4 protein-coding genes are annotated in these 3009 nt (G+C 61.2%); all 4 read left to right on the plus strand.

The window, feature by feature from the left end; all coding sequences use genetic code 11:
* On the plus strand, positions 1-357 hold a 357-nt coding region (locus AC4FAH_RS14185), incomplete at its 5' end, for a hypothetical protein (RefSeq protein WP_490246272.1).
* A 203-nt stretch (positions 358-560) separates the two neighbouring features.
* The gene (locus AC4FAH_RS14190) at positions 561-875 is read left to right on the plus strand and encodes a hypothetical protein (RefSeq protein WP_043333722.1); all 315 of its coding nucleotides are present in this window, start codon (positions 561-563) and stop codon (positions 873-875) included.
* A 244-nt stretch (positions 876-1119) separates the two neighbouring features.
* Complete coding sequence (locus AC4FAH_RS14195; RefSeq protein ID WP_286988947.1) at positions 1120-2010, plus strand: pseudouridine synthase; 891 nt, start codon at positions 1120-1122, stop codon at positions 2008-2010.
* A 259-nt stretch (positions 2011-2269) separates the two neighbouring features.
* Positions 2270-3009: DUF3500 domain-containing protein (locus AC4FAH_RS14200; protein ID WP_490246273.1), on the plus strand; the 740-nt coding region annotated here is incomplete at its 3' end.

Genomic DNA, 3009 nt, shown 5'->3' on the forward strand with positions numbered 1-3009 from the left:
CGCTTTCCGGCCTTGAGCGCCCAACTGCTGGCGCATGCCGCGCGCATTGCAGCAGAACGCGAGCGCGGCGAGATTCTCGACTACGCCTGTGCCATGAGTGCGGTGCCGACGGTGATTCAGGAGATCTGGCTGGCCAGTGGCGAGCTTGAGACATTCGCATTACGCGAAGGCATCCAGATCGAGAGCCTGGCGGAGCTGCTGGGCGAGCACACTCCGCCTGACAGCCCCGCCACCGCTGAACAAAGTGGCGTGCCAGCGCGGGTCGTGAGGCCACTTGATACTTTTGACTGGCTGCATCTGGCGCTGGAGCAGCTGTTGCAGATACATCAGGATAAGCAACGTTTACACTCAGACTGATGTATCTCGGCGCCAAAACTCGTATGGTGGGAGAGAGGCTCGGCCTGTCGTCGATCAAGATGACGCGCGAGCCTCGAGCACGACTGTCATATGCACGACTGGAACGCATTTCTGGTACGAGCAACAAGGCACGACATCAAGCACAGCACGCGGAGCAGAACATCACGATCGATCATTGAAAACGACCAGCCGAGGAGGTTCACATGAAGGTCTACAAACCTGAATGGCGTTGCACGCTCGACGTGACGGAAGGCCCCGACCCCACCGCCCGCTGGAAAACACGGCTTGCCTGGCGCTTGCGCGCCCTCGCCGACCGCTTTGATGGCGGTAGTCGTACGATGAAGATTGACTGCAATGTCACCCCGGCGCTCACCCGCGAAGAGGTCGACACCTGCCTGGGCAAGGGCTTCGCCCTCAGCCAGAATCTGATGCTGCAACTGGCCAACCACAGCGCCTGCGAAGATGTCCTACGCGACGCCAAGGCCGAGCTCTACGAAGAAGAGCAACACCCGATGTAACGGTCTGATCTCAGTAGAACCCCGCAGATCAACCCATCGGTGACAGTAGTCCGCAAGACGCATGAAAAAGCCCTCCCGGCGATGCCGGGAGGGCTTTTTTGATGTTTTATATCAACGTCTTGAATAGACCTTTGATCCCAGCTCTCCCTACCTATAACAGCGACAAAAATACTGACAACGCCGCTCCCCACCTCACCCTGTACAATGGCTCCCTCAAGCCGCTCCCCACGACCTCAGGCCTTCCATGTCCATTTCCGCGCGTCCTTCCAAGCTGAGCTTGCCTCAGGTCAATCCCGGTGTGACGACGGTGCTGGAGTATCTGCTGCTCAAGTTTCCGGCGATTGCCGAGTCACGCTGGCGCGAGCGCATGGCCGAGGGCAAGGTACATCGCGATGATGGCTCGCGGATTACGCCAGAGTCGCCCTATCAGCCACATCTGCGTGTGTTCTATTACCGCGAGGTGGCAAGCGAGCCGAGCATTCCCTTCGCGGAGCGGATTCTCTATCAGGATGAGCACATTCTGGTGGCCTACAAGCCGCACTTTCTGCCGGTGACACCCGGCGGCCTGTACGTGAACGAGTGCCTGCAGCAGCGACTGCGCAAGCGCACCGGGATAGAGGCGCTGCAGGCGGTGCATCGGCTGGATAGGGTCACGGCGGGGCTGGTGCTGTGCTCCGTCAATCCCGACACGCGCCCCCTCTACCATCAGCTGTTCAAGTCGCGGAATATCCACAAGACCTATCAGGCCATCGCCGAAATACACAGCGAGGAATCATTGGTGGGCCAGCAGTGGGAGGTGAAGAACCGTCTCGAGCAGAGCGAGCAACGCTTCCGCATTCATGTCACCGACGGCGCGGCCAACAGCCACTCGGTGATTCGCTGCGTGCAGCAGACAGAGAGGCAGGCATTGTTCGAGCTGCACCCTGTCACCGGCAGAACCCACCAGCTACGCGTGCATATGCAGACGCTGGGCTGGCCGATTCTGAATGACCGCTACTACCCCGTGTTGCAACCGCTCTCGCCGGATGACTACGCGCGCCCCTTGCAGCTGCTCTCCAAGGGATTCGAGTTCATTGACCCTGTCACCGGCGAGGAAAGACGCTTCGAATACGACGGTGATCTGACACTGGCGTGAGCCGTGACATGCCCCGCGGCTGTCGTCGCCAACCGACGCACAGCCCACCGCATGTGCACAAAGAAATCATCTGGTGAAGGCTTCCTGCTCGACGTCAGGCGGGCTAAGGTTTTCCTCCTGCCCCCGGAAAATAGGCCCATCGATGTCCCGACGTCTCGCAGTGACCGGAGGAGCCGCGCTGGCCGCGCTCCTGTCCTTCCCCGTCCTCGCACAACAAGGGCACGACGGGCCGCCGCCCGATCACGATGGCCCGCCGCCGATGTCAGCGGAAGACCAGGCCCTGAGCGAGGCACTGCGCGCGCGCATGGGCGATACCAGCACCCAGATGCAGAGTGTGCCCATCCCCGAGAGCGCCGCCGAGTGCGGCGACACACCCAGTTATGAGCGCATGCTATGCCTGATTGATCTGCTCAAGGCGGATATCTCTGACGATGACATCCTGCAGAACCTGCAGCATGACTACTCCCTCGCAGAAGCCGAGAACTGGAGCAATCTGCCCGCTGGCGCCTTCCCGAAACGCCCCGGCGTGCTGCTGGGCGAGCTGAACATCAAGCAGCGCGGCCTCGTCAAAGCCATCATGCTGGAAGCCACCGGCCACGCGCCCGATGAAGGCTTCGACGAGATGCTCCAGACGCTCAACGCCGATGACTACATCAACACCGTCAGCACCGACTACAAGGCCGGTTACTCCTCCTACAACACCAAGTTCGCCTTCCTCGGCACGCCCGGCGAGACCGGCACCTGGGAGCTGTACTACGGCGGCCACCACATGGCCTTCGCCAACACCTACACCGACGGCAAGCTGGCCGGTGCCACGCCCTCCTTCCGTGGTGTGGAACCCTTCCCCTATTTCGAGATGAACGGCCGCGTGAACGAGCCGCTGACCCAGGAACGCGATGCCTTCGCCACCCTGTTAAGCTCGCTCTCCGATGATCAGAAGGCTAAGGCCACGCTGGAAGGCACCTACCGCGACATCCTCGCTGGCCCCCAGGCCGACGA

This window comes from Cobetia sp. (genome assembly GCF_983723665.1).

What these genes read in the sequence shown, in the direction of transcription:
- AC4FAH_RS14190 (WP_043333722.1), top strand. Translation starts at nt 561, where the DNA reads ATGAAGGTCTACAAACCTGAATGGCGTTGCACGCTCGACGTGACGGAA.
- AC4FAH_RS14195 (WP_286988947.1), top strand. Translation starts at nt 1,120, where the DNA reads ATGTCCATTTCCGCGCGTCCTTCCAAGCTGAGCTTGCCTCAGGTCAAT.